We start from the raw sequence: 23183 nt of genomic DNA on the forward strand, positions 1-23183 counted from the left end.
TCATCGATGAAATCGGTTATTTACCCTTCGGACGTGAAGAAGCGAATCTGTTCTTTAACGTCATAGCCAAGCGTTATGAGCACGGCAGCGTTATTGTTACCAGTAACTTACCGTTCTCACAATGGTCAACGGCCTTCGCTGACGACCAGACGCTGACAGCGGCACTGCTCGACCGGTTACTGCATCATGCACACATCGTGCAGATTGCCGGAAACAGCTATCGGTTACGAGGGAAAAAAGCGGCTGGAATAGTACCGGTAACGAATCAGCAGATTAATGAGTAAACCGCTAAGGGTGGGTCAATTTTACTTTACCGCTAAGTGGGTCAAAATTAGATTACCGTTGACACTCAGGCCCCGGTTGAGTACGTTAAAGCCAAAAAACAGCCAGTCATTAATAGCGTTGACGTACCCACCACCCTATCCGCTCTGAATAATTCGCAACTCAGTTTTGCTGTTGAAGGAAAGTTGTTGAGCCTGAATAAGGATATTGGAGACCAAGTCAGCAAAGGTGACGTACTTGCCAGTTTAGATTCGCGTCAAATTAATTCGACAATAGAGTCTTTGCAGGCTCAGGTAGACAGCGCTCAGGCCAGTCTTGCCGATGAAAGACAGCAGTTGAGCGAACTGGAAGAATTAGCTGAGACCGATTTTGTTCCAGCTAGCGACTTAAGAGGCTCCCGTACCCGGGTTCAGGTTGCACGAGCGCAACTGGCAGAAACAAAGGCAATGCTAAACGAAACTGAAGTTAATCAAAACTATCATCAACTTACGGCACCATTTGACGGTATTATTACGAGTCGCTCTGCGGATTTAGGTGAATGGTTAAGTGCTGAACAGGTCGTGTTTCAATTAGTAGGCAGTAAGAACCAGCATGCAGATGTGTTTCTTTCGCAGTCTTACTACTCCTCTATAAACTCTGCTACTCAGGCTTCGCTCAGCTACAAAGAGACGACTATTGATGCTCGTTTAAGTCGTATTGTGCCCTTTGTTGACGGAAATGACCGCTCTTTTCAAGTTCGGCTGACGGGTGATTACCCTGATAACTGGATTGTTGGCATTCCATTAGAAGCCTCATTTGAGATAGACACCGGACGGGTTCAGGCCTCTGTGCCTCAGGATGCGATTGTTCGCTACAGTGATGGCAGAACCTCTGTCTGGATAGCGGTGAACGAAAATGGTGAATGGCAAGCGAAGGAACTGTCCGTTGAGCTCGGCTTACGCTTCAATGGCTATGTCGAGGTGGAAAGCGGTGTAAGTGAAGGCGAGAGGGTCATAGTACGTGGTAATGAAGCTTTAACTGATGGTCAGGCACTAAAGCTTACGGAGTCTGCCGACTATGATTGAAGCCGTAATAAAGCATAAACATGTCACCATTGTTGCCATTTTAATACTTTGTTTACTGGGTATAACAGCAGCGATGCGCATTCCGGTACAAATGATCCCTGATTTAGAAGTCAGAACTATTTCTGTACAGACTCAATGGCCAGGGGCCACGCCGCAAGACATTGAAAAAGAGATACTGATTGAGCAGGAAGAGTTTCTTCGTACTGTCCCTAACTTACAACGTATGGAAAGCAGTGCCAGTAATGGCGAAGCAAGCATAGAACTGGACTTTCCTTTCGGAGTTGACGTTACCGAAACATTAATCCTGGTTAACAATGCGTTAAGTCAGGTACCGGATTACCCTGAAAATGTAGATGAGCCTCGTATTTTCTCCGCTTCTTTTTCCAGTAACGCGTTTATGTATTTTAGGGTTGCCCCAATTGAGGATAACCCTAAAAACATCAACATGATCATGATGCGCGATTACATTGAAGACAACGTTCGTCCAAGAATGTCTTCAGTTGCTGGCGTCTCGCAAGTGAATGTTAGTGGCGGTGCACAAAGACAAGTTCGTATCCTTATGGATAAAGACGCACTGATTCAATACAACATATCGGTTGATGATGTCAGAACCGCAATAAGCGGACGTAACCGCGATACCTCGGCCGGAGAACTGGAACAAGGCAAACGCCGATTCCTGCTGCGCACGGTTGGTCGTTTTGATTCGCTTGAAGAAATAGAAAACACCATTATCCGCAGAACCGGTGACAGTCTGGTTAGATTAAAAGATGTTGCTGATATCGACTTTAATCACTTTGAGCTGAACAGTGAGTCCTGGTTTAAAGGCCAGCAGGTACTGAGCCTTCAGGTTCAGCGTGAGCTGGGCTCTAATGTCATTGATATAAAATACGCGATGCTGGACGAAGTTGAGCGCATTAACGAAGAATTGCTGCGCCCGGCCGGTATGGAAATTACGCTAAATTCCGATGATGTTCGCTATGTCGAAAGTTCAGTTCAGAATGTACTGGTGAACTTACTGTTAGGCGCTCTGTTCGCAACTCTGGTTATGTATGGTTTGATGCGTTCAGGCCGCGCGACGTTAATTGCGGTTATCGGTATTCCAATTTGTACTCTGGCTGGTTTTCTGGGGCTGTTGCTACTGGACAGAACCATCAACGTCATTTCATTAGCTGGCATAGCATTTGCCATTGGTATGACTTTGGACAACACCATTGTGGTGTTAGAAAGTATTGAACTTGAACGACGTAAAGGACTGAACCCTAAAGATGCGGCAATTGAAGGTGTGAAACGAGTCTGGACCGCGGTGCTCACCTCTACCCTGACCACCGTCATGGTTTTCCTGCCAATTCTCTTTATTGTTCAGGAAGCCGGACAATTGTACTCCGATATCGCTATTGCCATTTCGGCATCCATTATTGCTTCGATGTTTGTTTCTGTGACCTTAGTGCCTTTACTCGCCGCTTATTTTCCTGCGCAGGCTAAAACCAAAGTGACAGACAAACTGACCAACCGAATTGAAGCTATCAGTAGTCGGCTTTTACGCTCTAAAAAATCAAAACTCAGCACTGTAGGAGTGACCTTTGTTGCTGTAGGGCAATTTGGTGGCTTTTGATGCCACCCGCGGAATATTTGCCTGAAGGGGAAGAAGCTAAAACTTTTGCCACTATGAGCGCCCCACCCGGCTATAACTTGCAAACCATGTCTTCGATTGGGGATGAAATACGTGATATTTTCGATCCGGCATTAACCACGGAAAATACTGAAGTTACCCGTGCAGGGGTCACTATTCCCGCGCTTAAAACGATGAGTTTAAGTGTCGCCCCTTCGAATATTCGCATTATTGCTGAAACCCGCGACAAAAGCCGGATTGATGAGCTAATGGAAGTCATTACTCAAGTTTACGAGCGTTACCCCGGCATGCGGGCCTTTGCAGCTAAAGGTTCTATTATCAGCAGTAACGATGGTGGAACCCGTAGTATCAATGTCGATGTCGGCGGACAAGAACTCAACGAAGTTTATGCGGCAGCACGGGCTATTTATGATCGCTCGCAAGAGGTTTTCGATGATCCCAGAATTCAATCCACCCCGAATTCTCTTACTCTTGCCCAACCTTTATTAGAGGTTCGCCCTGACTGGGAACGGATGAGTGAATTAGGTCTGGATGCGGACAGTTTTGGTTATGCCGTTTCCGCGCTAACTGACGGGGCTTTTGTTGGTGAGTACTTCCAGGGTGACGACAAAATTGATATGTACCTGTATAGCGACAAAGGTACGGAAGTAACGCCGGAAATGCTCGATGACTTGCCATTACTTAATGTCAACGGCCGCTCAGTGGCATTAAATGCAATTAGCGAGGTGCGCGAAATTGTCGATACCAGCACAGTGCGACGTGTCGACAGTAGACGTACGGTAACCTTAAATATAATACCTCCAGAGTCTGTTGCGCTTGAGTCCGGTGTTGAGATGGTTCGTTCAGAAGTGTTAAAGCACTTACGGGATCAAGGTGTTATAGCTGCTGATATTTCGACTCAGTTATCCGGAGCGGCTGACCAACTAGCAGAAACCCAGGCCGCACTAAGTGAAAACTATGTCATTTCCATCGCCATTATTTACCTGCTGATGGTCGCAATTTTTGCGCACTGGGGTTATCCGTTACTGATCATGGCAACCATACCAATGGGCATCAGTGCAGGTATTGCCGGGTTAGCTCTTATGAACGGTGTTGGCCAGCTTTTACCCGCGGTGGGGCTACAGCCGCTGAGTCAGCCTTTCGACATGATCACCATGCTTGGCTTCCTTATTCTTATGGGGACCGTCATTAACAACCCTATTCTTGTGGTTGAGCGAGCTATTTATCTTCGTGATAAAGAGAACTACTCAATTAAAGAAGCTGTTCAGGAAGGTTTGCTGTCCCGCGTTCGCCCCATAACCATTACAACCTTAACCACGCTATGCGGTATTGCACCTCTGGTTTTTATACCCGGAGCCGGCACGGAATTGTATCGGGGCGTTGGGGCTATTGTGATGTTTGGCTTAATCGGTGCAGCATTAGTTACCGTGTTTACCTTACCAGCTTTATCTGCGTTGGTACTTAAAGGGAGGAAGATCAATTCCTAGAAAAATAAGTGCCATTAAGCTACTTTTCTGCTGTAAAGATTTTGTAAGCTGCCGATAGCCTATTACGAAAGCTTTCCGACGGTCGAATAAGGAATATTAATGAAAATCGTACAGCAGTTAAGTATCACACAGAGACTTATATCATTGTTGGGTATCGCCGCTCTGGGAACCGCCCTGATGGTAGCCTTTATGATGTTCTTACTGAATAACCTGTTGGTTAAGGAAGAAAAACGTAAGCTCGATTCCGTTCTTGATACTGCTCACAGTGTGGTCAGTCATTACCACCAGCAATATCAGGATGGGAATTTGACCGAGGAAGAAGCAAAAGCTAAAGCTTACACCAGCCTTGACGGAATTCGATACGAAGGCAGCGAGTACATTTTTACACTTAATCGTGATGGAATTCTGGTTCAGCATCCTTTTACTAAACAGTTAGTTGGTAAGGATGTCATGGGTTATGAGGATCCTGAAGGAACTCGTCTTTTCCAGGAGATGGTTCGCAAAGCACGTTCGGCCAACGAAGCCACAGTAGAATACGTTTGGCAAAAAGGTAGTGACGCAAATAATCTCGTCGCGAAAGTCAGCCGGATACGCGTTTTTGAACCATGGAATATTATCCTCGGCACAGGACAGTACAGCGACAATATTACCGCTATTCTATGGCAGGAGTTCTTTAAGTTAGCTGGTTTAGCCGTTGTTTTATCCGTCCCTCTGCTTTTGTTATTTGTTGTCATCATACGCAGTATCACCAGCCCTTTAAAAACCATTAATAGTGCTATGTTTGATATCGCCGAAGGCGAAGGTGACCTGACTAGACGACTGAATGAATCGGGTTCTGATGAGCTTGCCCGACTTGCAAAATCATTCAACACCTTTGTCCACAAAATTCAGCAACTTGTTCAAAGTGTGCAGGAAAGTGCAAGAAATGAGAGCGAAGCTGCAAGTCAGTTGACTGAGTTGTCAGGTACCAGCAGCCGTCAAAGTGATGAGCTTAGTTCGCAAACAAGTTCTGTAGCGACAGCCATTACTGAATTGTCTTCCTCAGCTTCAGAGGTTGCTGATCACGCCCGTCAGGCGGCCGACTCGGCTAATACGGCAGACGAAGAAGCTGGGCGCTCAGCTATTATCGTACGAGAATCCGTTAATAATATTGAAGCACTGACCTCTGAGCTGGGTAAAGCCGGCGAAAAAGCGCGCTTGTTGCAAGACGGCTCGGACAAAATTGGAAACATACTCGGCGTTATTGTTGCAATAGCAGAACAAACCAACTTACTGGCGTTAAATGCCGCCATTGAGGCTGCTCGCGCTGGCGATGCCGGACGTGGATTCGCGGTCGTCGCCGATGAGGTCAGAACACTGGCTACCCGAACTCAGCATTCAACGGATGAAATTTCTTCAATTGTGGAAAGTATCCAGAGTGCAATTAAAGACGTGAGCCAGATCATCAGCGATGTTGAACGCCGTTCGTCCTCTACAAACGAGGAGGCCCTGAAAGCTGAGCAAGCGATAAGTCAAATTCAGGAAGCCGTTGCGAATATATCGAGTATGAATATACAAATTGCCTCGGCGACCGACGAGCAGAGTCGGGTAACCAAAGATCTGAATGAGAATATCACTGGCATTTCCGACCTTTCTCAGGCCAATCAGGACGCTAATACACGCGTTGCTGAAGTCAGTCGCGATCTGAGTAAAAACAGTATTGATTTGAGTCAACTTGTCAGTCGGTTTAAGACAAAATAACCTTAAAAATACAGGGGATACTGGTAATCTCCCCTGTACCTTTCAACTCACAAGACGTAAAATAAATGCACTTTTACATGGATTGTGTCTGTCTGGTAAAAGTCACCTTTTTCCTGATCTTACATCACTGCGGATTTAAAAGATGAGTCAAACAATTCCACAACAACCGATCGAATATAATATGAAAGTCGTCCGGCAGTTTACTGTCATGACGATTATTTGGGGTATCGTCGGTATGTCTGTAGGCGTATTGATAGCTGCCCAGCTTGTCTGGCCAGAGCTTAACTTCAATACTCCCTGGCTAACCTACTCCCGTCTTCGCCCGCTACATACAAACGCTGTTATTTTCGCGTTTGGTACCAGCGCTCTTTTTGCCACTTCTTACTATGTTGTTCAGAAAACGTGTAGAGTGAGCTTGTTCTCAGACAAGTTAGCCGCTTTCACTTTCTGGGGGTGGCAGGCCGTTATAGTGGCAGCCGTTATTACTCTGCCTATGGGTCTTACCAGTACCAAAGAATACGCTGAACTTGAGTGGCCTATCGACATTTTAATTACTGTCGTCTGGGTGGCTTACTTAATTGTCTTCTTCGGCACACTGGCTATTCGTAAAACATCACACATTTATGTGGCTAACTGGTTCTACGGTGGTTTCATTATCGTTATCGCCATGCTGCATATTGTGAATAGCTTCGCTATACCGGTGTCGTTCACCAAGTCCTATTCAATCTATTCAGGTGCTGTCGATGCCATGGTTCAATGGTGGTACGGACACAACGCTGTAGGCTTCCTTCTGACAGCGGGTTTCCTGGGTATGATGTATTACTTTGTACCGAAGCAAGCTGAGCGCCCTGTTTACTCTTACCGCTTGTCGGTTGTTCACTTCTGGGCACTTATTTCCTTATACATCTGGGCCGGACCTCACCATTTACACTATACCGCGTTACCAGACTGGACTCAGTCGGTCGGTATGGTCATGTCTGTTATCCTGTTCGTACCTTCATGGGGCGGCATGATTAACGGTATCATGACGTTATCTGGTGCATGGCATAAGCTGCGAACCGACCCAATTTTGCGTTTCTTAATTGTTTCTCTGTCATTCTACGGCATGTCGACTTTCGAAGGCCCGATGATGGCAATCAAATCAGTGAACGCACTTTCTCACTATACAGACTGGACTGTGGGTCACGTACACTCAGGTGCTTTAGGCTGGGTTGCTATGATCACTATCGGTTCCATGTACTATCTGGTACCGCGCCTGTTTAACCAGAAAGAAATTCACAGCATTAAGCTGGTGAACGTTCATTTCTGGCTGCACACTATCGGCGTTGTTTTCTACATCGTTTCAATGTGGATTTCAGGTGTGATGCAAGGTCTTATGTGGCGTGCGACAAACTCTGACGGAACCTTAACTTACAGTTTCGTAGAGAGTGTTCAGGCATCATATCCATTCTGGACAGGCCGTTTTATCGGTGGCGTTTTCATTGTAATTGGTATGTTGCTGATGGCTTATAACTGTTATCAGACAATTCGTGCCGGCCGTCGTGAGACAGCTGCAGGCAACGTCGTACAAACTGCCTGAGGGAGAGAATAATGAGTCGTTTTAAACACGAATTTGTTGAAAAAAACTTAGGTTGGTTGTCAATTTTAATGATCATTGCGGTTTCTATCGGTGGGTTAGTAGAAATTACTCCCCTACTGTTTCAAAACCAGACCAATGAACCCATAAAAGGTTTGCAGCCATACACCGCGTTAGAGCTTGAAGGTCGCGATATTTATATGCGCGAAGGTTGTAACAACTGCCACAGCCAGATGATTCGTCCATTCCGTGCAGAAACGGAACGTTACGGACACTATTCATTAGCTGGTGAGCACGTTTGGGAGTTCCCTCATCTTTGGGGTTCTAAGCGTACGGGTCCTGATCTGGCTCGTGTGGGTGACCGTTACAGCGATGAATGGCATCACGTTCACTTGATGAACCCTCGGAATGTGGTTCCTGAATCTAATATGCCAGCGTTCCCTTGGCTTGCAGAAAACAAGCTAACGGGTGAATACACCGCTAAGAAGATGGAAGTTATGCGAACATTGGGCGTTCCTTACAAAGATGAGGACATCGCCGGTGCAAAAGAGGCCGTTCAGGGTAAAACTGAAATGAAGGCGCTTATCGCTTACTTACAATCTCTTGGCACAACGCTACAGCAGGCTGATAAGTAATGGATTACGGAACTTGGCGCGGCGTGTTCAGCCTGATCATACTGGCAATTTTTATTGCCATTGTGGCCTGGGCGTTCAGTCGCCGTACAAAAAAACAATTTGATGATGCGGCTAATTCTATATTTGAGGACGAGTCATCAATAGATAACAGCGACAAACCGGAGTCGAAGAAAGATGAGTAGCTTCTGGAGTGCATGGATAATTGTTTTAACGCTGGCCACCTTAGTGGTATTAATTTGGCTACTGCGCTGGAACATGAAAAATTACACTCACATCGAAGAAGGTCAGGAAATGGACCACGAATTCGATGGGATTGTAGAATTAAACAACCCTCTTCCTAAATGGTGGACCTATTTGTTCTGGGCCTGCTTTGTATGGGGCTTTATATACCTGGCTCTATACCCCGGGCTTGGGAACTTTAACGGGTTGCTTGACTGGAAAAGCTCAAATCAGGATGTTCAATCCTTAGAAGAGTCTCGCCAGGCAATGGAAGAAGCCCATGAAAAAGGGATGATTGTTGAGTATGACCGTGCCGTTCGTGCGGCGGAAGAAAAGTATGGCCCTATCTTTGAAGCATTTGCAGAGCAGCCAATTGAAGAGTTGGCAAAAAATGAAGATGCTTTAGACGTTGGTCAACGTTTGTTCCTGCAAAACTGTGCGCAGTGTCATGGCTCGAACGCGATGGGTGGTCAAGGCTTCCCTAACCTGACAGACGACGACTGGCTATATGGTGGTGAACCAAGCGATATAAAAACCACTTTGCGTGAAGGTCGCCAGGGTAATATGGCTGCATTTGGAGAGCAATTCAGCGATAAAGAAATTACTGAGCTTGCCAATTATGTTGCCAGCCTGAGTGGGCGTGAACGCGATGCCGATTTAGTCGAAGCAGGAAAGGAAAACTTTACAGTTTGTAGTGCGTGCCATGGTGCTGATGGTAAAGGTAACCAACAGCTTGGCGCACCAAACTTAACTGATGACGTCTGGCTTTACGGTGGTTCAATTAATAAAATTGAAGAAACTCTGAAGCATGGTCGTAACGGTGTTATGCCCAAGTGGAAAAACATTTTGGGTGAAGATAAAATTCACGTTATTTCAGCTTATGTCTACAGCTTGTCTAACGAAGAATAAAATGTAGTAAACACAGCCCCGCTACGGCGGGGCTTTTTGTATGAGGTCTCATTATGATTCAACCCTGGTATAAGCAGTTCTGGCCATGGTTTCTTATTTCCCTCCCCGTTACTGTTATGATCGTTTGTGGCGTTATTATTTACCTGTCCGTATCTCAGGGCGGTGTTTCCATGGTGGTTGATGACTACTACAAACGCGGCAAAACCATCAATGCAATTATCGAGCATGTGGAGGAAGCACAACGCCGAAATATCTCTTTTGAGTTTACCGCTGATAATGGCTTGTTTACTCTTAAATATGCATCTGGCCAGCCGGAAGAACTGTCTGCTCTACGAGTGTTTTTTATTCACGCGACGCAAGACGAAAAAGATTTTACCCGTATGTTAACTGTTGCTTCAGATGGCACCTATCGAGCGGACATTCCTGAAGATATTGATGGTAGCTGGACTATAACCGTAGAGCCTTTTAATGAGGTTTGGAAAGTAAGCGAAAAGTATAAGTTACCCAAAGCTGAATTAACTAAACTTCGTCCGTTATTATACGGAGTTTAATTGAATGGAATGCTTTCATTGCCTGCAGCCAGTTCCTAAAGGGGTTAACCTTGTTGTTGAGTACAAAGGTTCTGAAAAACCGGTCTGTTGTGCTGGGTGTCAGGCTGTGGCACAAACCATTATTCAGCACAACTTGCACGCTTATTACGAACACCGAGACACATCTCAATTACAGGACTCCCCTGTTCTTCCCGAAGAATTAAATGATTTAGATCTCTACGACAATCTTGACTTACAAAAAGAGTTTGTAAGACACGAAGGAGCTGACACCGAATTAGCAGCCCTGACCGTAGAGAACATTACCTGTGGCGCCTGTGGGTGGCTAATTGAACGTGAACTGTTGCGCCTTGAAGGTATACAAAAAGCTGTGGTTAATGTTACCAGCCGCCGGGTGCAGGTTAGCTGGTCTCCCGCTAAGTTAAAATTAAGCGATATTTTAAGAGTCTTAGCCAATATTGGATACAAGGCTCTGCCATTCCAACCCAATGAAGCCGAGCAACAATATGCACGGCAGCGAAAAAGTTATATCCGTAGGTTAGGCGTAGCAGGCATTGCCACTATGCAGGTTATGATGATTGCCTTTGGCCTGTATTTCGGTGTCGTCAGCGATTTATCACCCGATTTACAACGCTTTCTCTGGAGCGTTAGTCTGGTTTTTGCGACCCCGGTTATTCTCTATAGCGCACAACCTTTTTACGCAGGTGCCCTAAGAGCGTTACAGGCATCGCGTTTGAACATGGATATTCCCGTCAGTATCGCTCTGTTAGGCGCCTACAGCGCCAGTGTGTACGCGACAATAACCAATACGGGTGAAGTTTACTTCGAATCCATCTCCATGTTTACCTTCTTTTTGTTAACGGGTCGTTTCCTGGAGCTTCTGGCAAAAGAACGCGCATTAAAATTTGCCACTAACCGTCTGACCTTACTACCTAAGCTGGCTAACCGTGAAACTCCCGAGGGCTATGAATCCGTTGCCATTAAATTGCTGGAAAGTGGTGACATTATTCGCGTAAAAGCCGGTGAAACCATTCCTGCAGACGGCGAATTATTGAATAAGCAAGCTCAGGTTGACGAAAGTTTATTGACCGGAGAAAGCCTGCCCAGATCAAAAAAACTTGGAGATGCGGTTATTGCCGGCAGTATTAACCAGCACTCTCCAATACGAATAAAAGTCACAGCCACCGCTCAGCAAACGGTTTTAGCCGGCATTATTGCCATGCAGGACTCTGCTTTAGCGGTAAAACCCAAAGCCCAGCAAGTTATCGATAAAATTGCGGGCTATTTTATCGCAGCAATTTTAACCGTTGCGGTTATTACTTATTTCAGTTGGTGGTGGATCCAGCCTGATCACGCCCTGTGGGTTACTTTAGCGGTATTGGTTGCGACCTGCCCTTGCGCTTTGTCTCTTGCGGCACCAACCGCATTAACCGGCATTATTCACCGACTAAACCGAGATGGCATTTTATTAAAAGGCTCCGATGTCCTTGAGTCTGTTAAACACCTGAATACAGTCTGCCTGGATAAAACCGGCACCTTAACTGAGGGCAAGTTCCGGCTGGTTGAGCGAAAAGATTACATAGACTCCAACACCGTTGATAAATTGGTTAGCGGGCTGGAGCTTTTTTCGGAACACCCTCTTTCGGTTCCGTTAAGCCAACTGTCTGACGCTCCAGCTTCATTTCAGAACGTTACTAACGAGATGGGTTTTGGCCTACAAGGCGAATTTGACGGGAAGTTTTACCGTGCGGGTAGTGAAAGTTATATTCGGCAGTGGCATCCGGAGTTTAAAGCTCTTAACAAGCACCAGGTGGTCATTGCCAGTAAAGAAAGCGTTTTGGCCGAGTTCAGAGTTGAAGACCAAATAAGAGAAGATGCTGCCGAAACCATTAATTGGTTAAAAAGTAACGGTTACCAACCTATTATCCTAAGCGGTGACAGCGAATCAAGGGTTCAGTCACTGGCTCATGAACTGGATATACCGGAATATCACAGTGCCTTAAAACCTGAAGAGAAGCTTGCTTTTGTTACAGCTCAACAGGAAGCCGGGCATACGGTCTGGATGGTCGGTGACGGCATCAACGACAGCCCGGTTCTGGCAAAAGCTGACCTTTCAATGACGTTTTCTCAGGCATCCGACTTAGCACAAACCGCAGCGGACGTTGTGTTAATGTCTGAATCTCTGAATCAAATTAAAGTTGTTATAGAAAGTGCACTTAAAACACGCAAGATCATGCAACAGAATTTCATTTGGGCATTGGTGTATAATGTTTCTGTATTACCTGTAGCTGCTATCGGAATGATTGCTCCCTGGGCAGCAGCACTTGGTATGTCGCTTAGTTCTCTTCTGGTAATAGGAAATTCTCTAAGGTTGTATCGAAAATGAGTGTAATTTACGCATTAATCCCCATCGCTATAATTTTCGTTATTATTGCTGTTGCGGTATTTTTCTGGGCGGTACGCTCCGACCAGTTTGAGGACATCGAACGTCAGGGACTCAATATTCTGATGGACGACGAAGATAACACCAATAAAGCTGATGATGAATCCGATAAACCCAGGCGCTGATCTTGTTACAGCCTTACTGATGGGGCTTGCCGGCGCCGGGCATTGCTTAATGATGTGCGGCGGTATTGCCAGCGCCATGGGCATCAATACCCGCCCTTACCATGTCTGGCTGTATAACTTAGGCCGGGTGTGCTCCTACATGCTTATTGGAGCTTTGGTCGGCGGAGCTATCGGCTTGTTTGCTCCGGAAGGCGGTTATACAACAATCATTCTTCGCTGGTTAGCGGTGGCTTTTCTCCTCTTGCTTGGACTGTATTTTACCGGATGGTTTTCAGGACTCGTGTACCTGGAAAAGTCAGCCCGCCCAATTTGGCAGAAAATACAGCCTCTGGCCGCAAAACTCAGAAACAAGCCGGGTATTTTTGCCACCTTCTTTGCCGGGGCTTTATGGGGTTGGTTGCCTTGCGGAATGGTTTATAGTGCTCTCAGCTGGGCGGCTTTAAGTGGTTCAGCCAGCGGTGGTGCCTTAACCATGGCGGCGTTTGGTTTGGGGACTTTGCCCGCCATGGTAGCTGCAGGGCATTTCAGCCAGTTTCTGCATCGCTTTTTACGTGCCCAGGGGGTACGTACAGCCATGGGTGTTTTGCTCATAATTTATGCTTTATGGAGCATGTTGACCCTAATCAAACCTTTTTTCTAATAAAGCCTGCAAAGCGTTCTGCTTTCGTCTAATCTTAAGAGTGAATATAGATTAATTACGAGGTCAGTATGGACGCATTCCGTCATGTTCTAGTTGTTATAGACGCTGCCGATGAGCAGCACAAAGCATTGAAACGTGCTTTACATATGGCTCGGTTGAGCGATGCCAGATTAACGCTGTTTTTGTCTATTTATGACTTTTCTTACGAAATGACAACCATGCTTTCCAGCGAGGAACGCGACGTTATGCGTTCAAACCTTATAGCGGACAGAAGAGCCTGGTTAACCGACGTATTGAGTGAATTTGATACAGATGCGGTTCGCATTGATATTGATGTGGTCTGGCATAACCGACCTTTTGAAGCCATTATCAAAGAAGCGATAAAGCACAAACACGACCTTATTATAAAAGGCACTCAGGTCAGTGCCAGTTTCCAGAACTTAATTTTTACACCAACCGATTGGCACCTGCTGCGAAAAGCCCCCTGCCCGGTTTTGCTGGTTAAAGAACATGAGTGGCCAAGTCATGGGCAGATCATTGCTGCCGTTCATACCGGTTCTGAAGAAGAACATCACCAGCAGTTAAATAGACGCATTATTGAACACGCGCAGTCCATGAGCAAAGTACTGAACGCAAGTGTGCACCTGGTCAACGCTTACCCCAGTGCTCCGGTTAATGTAGCGGTGGAAATTCCTGAATTTGATGTCAGCGAATACAGCGATGCCCTCGAGCAACACCACGTGAACCGTATGGCTGCGCTGGGACGCGATTACGGCATTTCCAGCCATTACCAGCATCTGTCGCAAGGTTTGCCGGAACAGGTTATTCCCGAGGCGGCAAAACAATTAGATGCTGAACTGGTGGTGTTAGGGACTATTGGCCGCACAGGGTTAAGCGCTGCGTTACTAGGTAACACAGCTGAACACGTACTGGACCAGTTAAATTGTGACGTGCTGGCAATTAAACCAGAAGACTTTGTCAGTCCCCTCGCTTGAGTTTAATGCCTCAGGTATAATCCGGCTCCTTAGAACTTACAGATGACATAGGTTGCAGGAGCCACTATGGCCAGTGAAAATAAATACAGTTTCAATAAGCTACAGAAACGTATTCGCCGCGATGCGGGAAAAGCCATACAAGATTTCGGAATGATTGAAGACGGCGATCATATTATGGTGTGTCTGTCAGGCGGTAAAGACAGTTACACTTTGCTGGACACTCTTCTCTATCTGCAAAAAGTTGCTCCTGTTCGCTTTTCTCTGGTTGCGGTCAACCTGGATCAAAAACAGCCCGGGTTTCCTGAGCATGTACTTCCCGGCTATCTGGAAAAGCTTGGTGTTGACTACAACATTGTTGAAGAAGACACCTACAGCATCGTTAAAGATAAAATCCCCGAAGGAAAAACCACTTGTTCTTTATGCTCCCGTCTTAGACGAGGCATTTTGTATCGCACAGCGAAAGAGCTAAAAGCGACTAAAATCGCTCTGGGCCATCATCGCGATGACATGATTGAAACCCTTTTTCTGAATATGTTTCACGGTGGCAAGTTAAAATCTATGCCACCCAAATTAGCCAGCGACAACGGCGAGCATGTTGTTATTCGTCCTTTGGCTTATGCCCGCGAAAAAGATATAGAGCAATACTCCGAAGCCATGGAGTTTCCTATCATTCCCTGTAACTTATGCGGCTCGCAGGAAAACTTGCAAAGAAAACAGATAAAACAAATGCTTAATGGGTGGGACAAACAGTTTCCGGGCAGAATTGAAAGCTTATTTACGGCAATGCAAAACGTTGTACCCTCACATTTAGCCGACAGTAACCTGTTTGATTTTAAGGCCGTTACCGCAGACGGCGTTGCTGATGAAAATGGCGATAAAGCCTTTGACACAGAAAGCTTTACTTCAAATTTTGAAACTGAAGAGAGTCCCGTTTTTGCCAGCAATATTCCAATAAAACACTTAGCCTAAACCAGATATTAAAAGAGGCTCTGAATTGAGCCTCTCTTATGTTATTCCTGCTTAACCCCTACTCTGGTTGCGGAACTTCCGGCGTTTTCAATTCTTCGCTGACTTTTCTCACAATGGGTCGATTGATACGAATCATCGCACGCAATTCATCAATATAGTCTTCTCCTCGCTCAGAGTAACTTGATAAACCCGTAATTAAATCTCTCGCCAGTATGTCTTCGTTATCTAAGCGTTTTTGTTCTCGCAGCAAACGTAAATCCAGATAAGCACCATGAGTGTTAATATTACGCATGTAACTTTTTACTGAAGCGTTGACCGAATCAAATTGCGCAACTTCATGGCGTCCATCTTCATCTCTGCCAGTTGGAATTAAGCCGCAGCCTTTGGAATAACACCATTGACCAAATAAGTTCAGGCCTTTACGTGAAAACCTGGACGTTCCCCAGCCCGATTCATTTGCAGCCTGAACAAGTACCATCATTTCCGGAATAATATCGATGCGGCGTTTTAGCAAGCCAAATAAATTTTCATCAATTGCAATGTCGTCTTCCAGACGGTAATACTCAATCCAGTCCGCTAGCTGTTTTTTATCAGCCTCAGTTAACTCATTGTTTTTAAAACGCTCGTAAGTTGCTTTAAGGTAAGCCCTGTCATGCAATATACGTATATTTTCAGCTTCTACCATAGGCAGTAAAAAGCGAAAAAACTCTTCTTTCTTTTCCGTAACATCGGTCATCGACATAAAGTCAGGTAAATCTCTATGCACAGGCACGTCAGGAATGGCCGGTAAATGAGCTGTAACCGATTGCTCCGGAGTTTCTATTTCAGTTTCTTTAATAAGCCACGGTAACAGTAATGCCGCTACGCTCAGTACAATAAATAGTAGTATGGTTAATAATCGCATGTATTCCTCAGGCTGAAATATTTTCAGACGAACTGTCTTTTTTGGGTTTCTCAATAACTGTTACGCCAATGACTTCTCTATAGACCACTCCAATAAGGTTACAAATCATCGGTAACACCCAAATAAGACCTAATCCAAGAGGAATAAAAGCCAACAGCAGTAAACCGAACATAACCAAAAATAACAAAATAAATTTAGGCAGCTTGAAATGGATAATTTTTATTGAATAGTATAAAGCGTTTAACGGGCCAACTCCTCGCTCGATCACCAGCGGCATTGCTAAGACTAAAATAGCGGTAACATAAAGCTGAGCAATTATCATAAAATTCGGGTGAATCAAACCAAGTAATTGACCCGCTACTAGTTTTAAAGTTGTACTTACAAGCGCTACAGCAATTAAGGGCATCATTACATTAAAACCATTAAAGACATCTCCCACTTTGGTTTTAATGCCGACACTATGCTTTATACCCATTAATATCAGTCCGCCCAACAATGGAGCTATTAAAACGGAGCCAAGGATATTGGAGATATATTGAATTTTTATTGACCCCATAATCTCTTCAACTGAGAAGACATTCATCAGAGCCTGTACCATCAGAAATGCAGTAGCCAGTAAAACCAAAAAACCACCAATTAGCGGGGTCAAATTTGATTTGGTAATGTTAAATGCCTGCTCAAAAATTTGCCGCAACGACAGCTGATAGTTTCCTTTAAGCGATTCAACTAATGAACCACCAATTATTACTTTGTTATCATCCACAGAAATTCCCACACTTTTTTGATCAGTAAGATAAACTAGCGCCCGATATACTAGAGTATCCTCTGGTACGATCCAATTTAAATCGACAGAACAATCTGAGGCAGTCATGAAATCGCAGACAAAACGACCGGCAAACCCCAAGTTGGTTTTACTGAACAAGCCTTACGGCGTTTTATCTCAGTTTACCGGAGAAGAAGGCGACCAGACTTTAAAGCCGTTCATTCCCCATAACGACGTTTACCCCGCTGGACGTCTTGATAAAGACAGCGAAGGGTTGTTGTTGCTAACCAACGACGGAGTTTACCAGGCTCGCCTTGCTAATCCTAAGTACAAAGTGTGGAAGACCTATTGGGTGCAGGTAGAAGGTGACCCAAGCGAAGAGCAGTTAGAACAATTAAGAAAGGGTGTCGAGTTAAACGACGGAATGACCCGCCCTGCTGAAGCCTTCGTTATGCCTGAACCAATGAACTTATGGCCACGAAACCCTCCCGTTCGCGAGCGAAAAAGCGTTCCTGACAGCTGGCTTTGCCTTAAAATTCGCGAAGGCAAAAACCGCCAGGTTCGCCGTATGACAGCGCATGTTGGGTTACCTACCCTTCGCCTGATACGGGCCGCTGTGGGTCCTTTTCAGTTAAAAACAATGCAGCCCGGCGAATGGCGTTCAGAGCCACCAGTTTGGTAACTTCCTGAGCTACCCTCGTGCGCGCTAAAATGATAGAATGCGCAGCCAATTCAGGAGCTATAGTCAGTTAGGGTTAACCTATGTCAAATGCCAGTAAAAAAGTCATTGTCGGAATGTCCGGGGGCGTCGACTCCTCCGTTTCAGCTTACCTTCTTATGCAACAGGGCTACCAGGTAGAAGGCCTGTTTATGAAGAACTGGGAAGAAGACGATACTGATGAATACTGCGCTGCTTCCGACGACTTAGCTGACGCTGAAAAAGTCTGTGAAACACTGGGTATTGAGCTGCACACAATCAATTTCGCTGCAGAATATTGGGACAATGTATTCGAATATTTTCTGGAAGAATACAAGGCGGGTCGCACGCCTAACCCCGATATTATGTGCAACAAAGAAATTAAATTTAAGGCCTTTCTCGAGTTTGCCGCTGAAGCATTAGATGCCGATTATATTGCGACCGGACACTATGTCCGTCGCGAGCAACGTGATGGCAAATGGGAAATGCTGCGTGGCTTAGACAGTAATAAAGATCAAAGCTACTTTCTGTATACCTTGAGCCATGAACACATTGCACAGACTCTGTTCCCGGTCGGAGAACTGGAGAAACCGGAAGTTCGTCGAATTGCTGAAGAGCAAGGCCTGGTAACGGCCGATAAAAAAGACTCAACCGGCATTTGCTTTATTGGCGAGCGCAAATTTAAAGACTTCTTGCAGCAGTATCTTCCTGCCAAACCGGGCCCTATTGAGTCCGTTGAGGGGGAAGCCTTAGGCGAACACGAAGGCCTGATGTACCACACGCTGGGTCAGCGCAAAGGTCTGCATATAGGTGGCATGGCAGATACTTCCGGCGAACCCTGGTATGTTGTCGACAAAGATGTCGAACGTAATGTCTTAATTGTGGCGCAGGGGAAAGACCATCCGCGTCTATACTCTCAGGGTCTTATTGCCGGACAACTGCATTGGGTTAGTCGAAGCGCCCCCTCGGAGGCTTTCGATTGCACGGTGAAAACGCGCTACCGCCAGCAGGATATTCCATGCCGGGTTACGCCGCTTAGTAATGGTGACTTTCAGGTTCAATTTAAAGAACCGGTTGCAGCGGTTACTCCGGGACAGTCTGCGGTATTCTACAGCGATGATGTTTGTTTAGGCGGTGGCATAATAGAGCAGCGCATTACCGACTTTGAGGTTAAGCTATGAACGAATGGCAGCAACGGGTTATTGCCTTAGCTGGCATGTCGTTAAGTGCTATGGCTGTGCAAAAGCTGGCTCGCAGCGGAGAGCTTTACCCAGAATCTATTAGCAATACATTAGTGCACAGCCTTCTGCAGCAAAACCCGGATAATATCGAAGATATTTACGGCGGACTGGACAACCTTAAACCCGGCATTCAGGCGTTTATTCGCCAAGCCGGCAGCAATAAAAATAAGGACATTGAGGTTACCCGCTATCTGATAGGCCTCATTCACTTGTCCAGAAGGCTATTAAAACAACCAGAAACACTCAATTTACTGGGCGAGCGTATTACCCAGGTAAAACGCCAGAAAGAAGAGTTTGAGTTTGAAAACTACCGCATCCAGCAAAGTCTGGCAGGAATTTATCGCGAACTGATAAGTCCTTTAGGACAACCTATTCGCATTAATGGTAACCCGGAGTTTTTAAAACGGGACTCAAACCAACACCATATTAGAACCCTGCTGCTGGCTGGCATTCGCAGTGCCGTGCTTTGGCAGCAAGTAGGCGGCAAGCGTCGTCATTTCGTGTTTTCTAGAAAGAAAATGTTAGATACAGCGCAGCAACTGCTGCATGTCGCATAACCAGTAACAAGTAACAATTAACGATTTAATTAACCCTCGGAGAGCCAGTTTATGTTGCCCTTTTCCTCCTTGACGGCGGTGTCACCTGTTGACGGACGATACGCCTCAAAAGCAGAAATGTTACGCCCTATTTTCAGTGAGTACGGACTGATTAAATTTCGAGTGACTGTTGAGGTTCGTTGGTTGCAATTATTAGCCGACGTTGACGGTATTAAAGAAGTACCTGCGCTGAGTAAAGAAGCAACACAGATACTGAACTCCATTGTTGAGAATTTCTCGGTAGACGATGCTGAGCGCATAAAAACTATTGAACGTACCACCAACCACGACGTGAAAGCGGTTGAGTACTTTCTGAAAGAGAAAGTGGCAGATAACGAAGAGCTGAATAAAGTTTCCGAGTTCATCCACTTTGCCTGTACGTCCGAAGACATTAATAACCTTTCTCATGGTTTAATGCTGAACACGGCTCGCGATGAAGTATTACTGCCTATGATGCAGGAGTTGGTCGACCGGGTTAAAGAACTGGCGAAAGAACACAAAGCCGTTCCTATGATGGCTCGTACACACGGGCAACCGGCAACGCCAACCACAATGGGCAAAGAATTTGCAAACGTTGCCGTGCGTTTACAGCGTCAGCTGGCACAGCTTAAAGCTGTAGACGTTATGGGTAAAATTAACGGTGCTGTCGGTAACTACAACGCACACCTGGCCGCCTACCCTAATGTGGACTGGCACCACATTTCAGAGCAATTTGTTACTTCATTAGGCTTGAGCTGGAACGCTTACACAACGCAAATTGAGCCGCATGACTATGTTGCTGAATATTTTGATGCATTAGCTCGTTTTAATACCGTACTCATTGATTTTGATCGTGACGTATGGGGCTATATTGCATTGAACCACTTTAAACAGCGTACTGTTGAAGGCGAAGTTGGCTCATCAACCATGCCTCATAAAGTAAACCCTATCGACTTTGAAAACTCCGAAGGTAACCTGGGTATTGCAAACGCTGTTATGCAGCATTTAGCTCAGAAACTCCCTATTTCCCGCTGGCAGCGCGACCTGACTGACTCAACCGTTTTACGTAATTTAGGCGTGGGTGTTGCCCATACTGTTATCGCATTCCAGGCTACCTTAAAAGGTTTGAGTAAACTGGAAGTTAACGAAGCCCGTTTAGCGGCTGAGCTGGATGAAAACTGGGAGCTGATGGCTGAACCAGTACAAACCGTTATGCGCCGCTACGGTGTTGAAAAGCCATACGAGAAGCTAAAGACCCTAACTCGTGGTAAGCGCATTACCAGCGATGATCTGGCGAAATTTATTGACTCTTTAGACGTGCCCGATGCCGCTAAAGACGAAATGAAAGCACTGACTCCGGCAAATTATATTGGCCGCGCCACTCAGTTTGTTGATGATCTCCTATGAAATTAGTGTTTGATAAAGACGATTTTTTAACGAACTACTGGCAGAAAAAGCCTTATCTTATTCGACAGGGCTTTGCCGATTTTACCGACCCTGTCAGCCCTGAAATTCTGGCTGGACTGGCGATGGAAGAAGGCGCTGACTCGCGAGTTATTGAGTCAAAGGCAGACACGGAATCGGGTTGGCTAGTGACTCATGGCCCATTTGAGGACTACGAAAAGTTCGGAGAAACTGACTGGACTTTGCTGGTGCAGTCAGTAAACGAATGGCTACCAGACGTAGGTGAATTGATAACCCCTTTCCGCTTTTTGCCCGACTGGCGCATTGATGACGTAATGGTCAGTTTTTCCTGCGAAAACGGCGGTGTCGGTCCTCACCTGGATCAGTACGATGTTTTTATTATTCAGGGCGCAGGCTCCCGACATTGGCGGGTGGGTGAACGACAAGCCATGCAGGAGTATCAGCCCGCGGAAGACCTATGCCAGATAAAAGGTGAATTCAACGCTGTTATTGATGAACACCTGACTGCCGGTGACGTTTTGTATATTCCAGCTGGCTGTCCTCATGACGGTATCTCGCTGGAACCGTCTTTAAACTACTCTGTTGGTTTTCGTGCTCCATCGAAAGCCGAGCTACTGCTGCAGTTAGGTGATATTGCGATGCAACAGGAGTCATTGCAGGAGCGCTATCAAGACCCGGCTCTAAGCAGCGAAGACGTTTCATGGGTTATTGAAAAAACGCAGCTAAGTGCATTAAAGCAGTTTTTAAAAGACGCTTTAGAAAGCGATGAAACCGACGTATTATTAGCAAAAATCATCTCCCAGTCTAAACGCCCTCTTCCCGAGCCAGAGCTGCCGACCACCGCTGAGCAAATTCCGACTCTGCTCGCGCAGCAAAATGCATTTATAGAAAAGACCTCGGGCGCACGTTTCTTAAAACTCAGCGACACGCAGTTTTACAGTAATGGCGAAGCCTTTCACGTTATACAAGAGGCTTTACCTACCGCGGAATGGCTGGCGCAACTGCAAGGTTCTGAGGCTACTGAAGAATTAGCTAAATTGGCAAAACCTGTTGCCGGGTGCGAGCTAATTGCCGAAACAATTAACCAGGGAATCATCTACTTATACATTGACGAATCCTGAGTGATTCTGTGTAAACAAGAGTTGATAAACGCCCGTTTAAATACCTAAATTTATTCACATCTTAAAGTTGCGCGAGCCTTATCTAAATGGTAATGTTCGCGCAATTTTTGAAGCAATGAGGAAGTGAAACTCATGTCTCTATACGAGCATCCCGAATTTGATCACCACGAGCAAGTGGTGTTTTGTCATGATCAGGAATCAGGCTTAAAAGCCATTATTGCCATCCACGATACAACTCTAGGTCCAAGCCTTGGTGGTACTCGTTTATGGAATTACGCTTCTTCTGCCGAAGCGGTCACCGATGTACTGCGTTTGTCTCGTGGTATGACTTATAAAAGTGCAATGGCAGGTCTGCCTTTAGGTGGCGGTAAAGCGGTTATCATCGGCGACGCGAAAAAGATCAAAAGCGAAGAACTCTTCCGCGCTTATGGTCGCTTCATCGAGTCTTTAAGTGGTCGTTACATTACCGCTGAAGACGTCAACATTCGTACTGAAGACATCGGTATGGTCGCAAAAGAGACCAGCTACGTTGCAGGCACGGCAGATAAAGCCGGCGACCCTTCACCTCATACAGCACTGGGTACTTACCTTGGTCTTAAAGCGGCAGCAAAACACAAATTAGGTAGCGAAGATCTTAAAGGTGTTAAAATTGCCATTCAGGGTCTGGGTGCTGTTGGCTACGATTTCGCCAAGTATTGCGCAGAAGACGGTGCTGAACTGATTGTTACCGATATTAACGAAGAAGCCATTGAGCGTGCCGTTAAAGAACTGGGCGCGAAAGCTGTTGGTCTTGATGAAATTTATGGTGTAGACGCTGACGTGTACGCACCATGCGCATTAGGTGCCACTATCAATGACGAGACTTTGAAGCAACTTAAAGTCAAAATTATTGCCGGCAGCGCGAATAACCAGTTAGCTAACCCTAAGCATGATAAAGCCGTTAAAGATATGGGTATTTTATATGCTCCGGACTACGTGATTAATGCCGGTGGCGTTATTCATATTTGTTCAGAAGCCGCCAACTTTACTGTGGAAGAAACAGAAAAACGTGTGCGCGGTATATACGATACCTTAGATCAGCTTTTTGCCCGGGCACAGGACGAAGACCGCGCTACCGGAACAGTCGCTGATGAGATGGCTCGCGAAATTATCGCCAAAGGTAAGCAGTAAACGTCACTGCAAATAAAAAGCCTGA

At 45.8% G+C, this 23183-nt stretch carries 21 protein-coding genes and 1 pseudogene; 20 read left to right on the forward strand and 2 right to left on the reverse strand.

All coding sequences use genetic code 11. The features are described from left to right. The 14 genes and pseudogenes from RJ32_RS07805 to ttcA form a co-directional block, all read left to right on the forward strand. Positions 1-284, forward strand: a 284-nt coding sequence (locus tag RJ32_RS07805) for an ATP-binding protein (RefSeq protein ID WP_034820942.1), incomplete at its 5' end; no start/stop codon positions are given. 51 nt (positions 285-335) lie between these two features. Beyond that, complete coding sequence (locus RJ32_RS07810) at positions 336-1346, forward strand: efflux RND transporter periplasmic adaptor subunit (RefSeq protein WP_268766514.1); 1011 nt, start codon at positions 336-338, stop codon at positions 1344-1346. Continuing rightward, positions 1339-4463 (forward strand): annotated as a pseudogene (locus RJ32_RS15520) (efflux RND transporter permease subunit). Before RJ32_RS07810 ends, RJ32_RS15520 begins: the two are co-directional and overlap by 8 nt. 99 nt (positions 4464-4562) lie before the next feature. Beyond that, positions 4563-6203, forward strand: coding sequence for a methyl-accepting chemotaxis protein (locus tag RJ32_RS07820; protein ID WP_034820945.1), 1641 nt, complete (start codon positions 4563-4565; stop codon positions 6201-6203). A 142-nt stretch (positions 6204-6345) separates the two neighbouring features. Next, complete coding sequence (ccoN, locus tag RJ32_RS07825; protein ID WP_034820948.1) at positions 6346-7782, forward strand: cytochrome-c oxidase, cbb3-type subunit I; 1437 nt, start codon at positions 6346-6348, stop codon at positions 7780-7782. Positions 7783-7793: 11 nt separating this feature from the next. After that, positions 7794-8414 (forward strand): cytochrome-c oxidase, cbb3-type subunit II, encoded by a 621-nt coding sequence (gene ccoO, locus RJ32_RS07830; protein WP_034820952.1) that lies wholly within the window; start codon positions 7794-7796, stop codon positions 8412-8414. Continuing rightward, entirely contained in the window at positions 8414-8596 is a 183-nt protein-coding gene (locus tag RJ32_RS07835; protein WP_011234545.1) for a cbb3-type cytochrome c oxidase subunit 3, read from the forward strand. The genes ccoO and RJ32_RS07835 overlap by 1 nt, the downstream gene beginning before the upstream one ends. After that, complete coding sequence (gene ccoP / locus RJ32_RS07840) at positions 8589-9542, forward strand: cytochrome-c oxidase, cbb3-type subunit III (RefSeq protein WP_034820955.1); 954 nt, start codon at positions 8589-8591, stop codon at positions 9540-9542. Before RJ32_RS07835 ends, ccoP begins: the two co-directional genes overlap by 8 nt. 53 nt (positions 9543-9595) lie before the next feature. After that, the gene (locus tag RJ32_RS07845; RefSeq protein WP_034820958.1) at positions 9596-10093 is read left to right on the forward strand and encodes a FixH family protein; all 498 of its coding nucleotides are present in this window, start codon (positions 9596-9598) and stop codon (positions 10091-10093) included. A gap of 4 nt (positions 10094-10097) precedes the next feature. Next, positions 10098-12476 carry a heavy metal translocating P-type ATPase metal-binding domain-containing protein gene (locus RJ32_RS07850; RefSeq protein WP_034820961.1) on the forward strand — a complete coding sequence of 793 codons (2379 nt, stop codon included), beginning with the start codon at positions 10098-10100 and terminating at the stop codon, positions 12474-12476. Continuing rightward, positions 12473-12658: a cbb3-type cytochrome oxidase assembly protein CcoS gene (gene ccoS, locus RJ32_RS07855; RefSeq protein ID WP_034820965.1), complete on the forward strand. Its 186-nt coding sequence runs from the start codon at positions 12473-12475 to the stop codon at positions 12656-12658. The genes RJ32_RS07850 and ccoS overlap by 4 nt, the downstream gene beginning before the upstream one ends. After that, on the forward strand, positions 12630-13298 hold the full coding sequence (locus RJ32_RS07860; protein ID WP_235598930.1) for a sulfite exporter TauE/SafE family protein: 669 nt from the start codon (positions 12630-12632) through the stop codon (positions 13296-13298). Before ccoS ends, RJ32_RS07860 begins: the two co-directional genes overlap by 29 nt. 68 nt (positions 13299-13366) lie before the next feature. Next, on the forward strand, positions 13367-14293 hold the full coding sequence (uspE, locus tag RJ32_RS07865) for a universal stress protein UspE (protein WP_034820971.1): 927 nt from the start codon (positions 13367-13369) through the stop codon (positions 14291-14293). A 66-nt stretch (positions 14294-14359) separates the two neighbouring features. Beyond that, positions 14360-15262 (forward strand): tRNA 2-thiocytidine(32) synthetase TtcA, encoded by a 903-nt coding sequence (ttcA, locus tag RJ32_RS07870; protein WP_034820974.1) that lies wholly within the window; start codon positions 14360-14362, stop codon positions 15260-15262. Between the two features lie 58 nt (positions 15263-15320). Here ttcA and RJ32_RS07875 read toward each other — a convergent pair whose 3' ends face one another. Then, positions 15321-16166 carry a glucosaminidase domain-containing protein gene (locus RJ32_RS07875; protein WP_034820977.1) on the reverse strand — a complete coding sequence of 282 codons (846 nt, stop codon included), beginning with the start codon at positions 16164-16166 and terminating at the stop codon, positions 15321-15323. A 7-nt stretch (positions 16167-16173) separates the two neighbouring features. After that, positions 16174-16929 (reverse strand): hypothetical protein, encoded by a 756-nt coding sequence (locus tag RJ32_RS07880; RefSeq protein WP_011234554.1) that lies wholly within the window; start codon positions 16927-16929, stop codon positions 16174-16176. A 106-nt stretch (positions 16930-17035) separates the two neighbouring features. Here RJ32_RS07880 and RJ32_RS07885 point away from each other — a divergent pair, with 106 nt between their 5' ends. From RJ32_RS07885 to RJ32_RS07910, 6 genes are all read left to right on the forward strand, one after another. Further along, positions 17036-17611: a pseudouridine synthase gene (locus RJ32_RS07885; protein ID WP_034820980.1), complete on the forward strand. Its 576-nt coding sequence runs from the start codon at positions 17036-17038 to the stop codon at positions 17609-17611. 80 nt (positions 17612-17691) lie between these two features. Continuing rightward, on the forward strand, positions 17692-18807 hold the full coding sequence (gene mnmA, locus RJ32_RS07890) for a tRNA 2-thiouridine(34) synthase MnmA (RefSeq protein ID WP_034820983.1): 1116 nt from the start codon (positions 17692-17694) through the stop codon (positions 18805-18807). Further along, on the forward strand, positions 18804-19424 hold the full coding sequence (gene hflD, locus RJ32_RS07895) for a high frequency lysogenization protein HflD (RefSeq protein WP_034820985.1): 621 nt from the start codon (positions 18804-18806) through the stop codon (positions 19422-19424). The genes mnmA and hflD overlap by 4 nt, the downstream gene beginning before the upstream one ends. Positions 19425-19478: 54 nt before the next feature. Beyond that, entirely contained in the window at positions 19479-20849 is a 1371-nt protein-coding gene (purB, locus tag RJ32_RS07900) for an adenylosuccinate lyase (protein WP_145914818.1), read from the forward strand. Then, positions 20846-21988: a cupin domain-containing protein gene (locus RJ32_RS07905; protein ID WP_034820991.1), complete on the forward strand. Its 1143-nt coding sequence runs from the start codon at positions 20846-20848 to the stop codon at positions 21986-21988. Before purB ends, RJ32_RS07905 begins: the two co-directional genes overlap by 4 nt. 132 nt (positions 21989-22120) lie before the next feature. Then, on the forward strand, positions 22121-23158 hold the full coding sequence (locus tag RJ32_RS07910) for a Glu/Leu/Phe/Val dehydrogenase dimerization domain-containing protein (RefSeq protein WP_034820994.1): 1038 nt from the start codon (positions 22121-22123) through the stop codon (positions 23156-23158). The last annotated feature ends 25 nt before the right edge of the window (positions 23159-23183 follow it).

Origin of the sequence: Idiomarina sp. 28-8, assembly GCF_000320945.2 — a bacterium.
In the GTDB taxonomy this organism is placed as follows: Bacteria; Pseudomonadota; Gammaproteobacteria; order Enterobacterales; family Alteromonadaceae; genus Idiomarina; species Idiomarina loihiensis.